This is a genomic window from Streptococcus humanilactis (genome assembly GCF_019448275.1).
GTDB lineage: Bacteria > Bacillota > Bacilli > Lactobacillales > Streptococcaceae > Streptococcus > Streptococcus humanilactis.
In genome coordinates, this window is sequence record NZ_JAHXBZ010000001.1 from 530,815 (window position 1) to 531,046 (window position 232).

The window sequence follows — 232 nt, forward strand, 5'->3', positions numbered from 1 at the left end:
ACCGGCTTCAATTCAAACCTGAACTCCCCTTCTCTTCTGAGTTTTTAGAAAAGTTTTCCGCTCGTGTTCAAATCAAAACACACGCTCTACCTTTCTTTATTTTATATTTTATATTGAGAAAGATACCAAACCCGTCAAAAAGCAAAGGGAAAATAGGAGTTGGGTGCAGTGAGCGATGCTCGCTAGACCAACTATCTTTTTCCCACTGCTTTTAGGGTGGGTTCAATTCCTT

The 232-nt window shown here is 40.1% G+C and carries 1 protein-coding gene; it reads left to right on the plus strand.

Going from position 1 to position 232, the window contains the following annotated elements:
* Positions 1–215 (plus strand): hypothetical protein (locus tag KV696_RS02450; protein ID WP_219966753.1); only part of this gene is annotated, 215 nt, incomplete at its 5' end.
* Between the last annotated feature and the right edge of the window lie 17 nt (positions 216–232).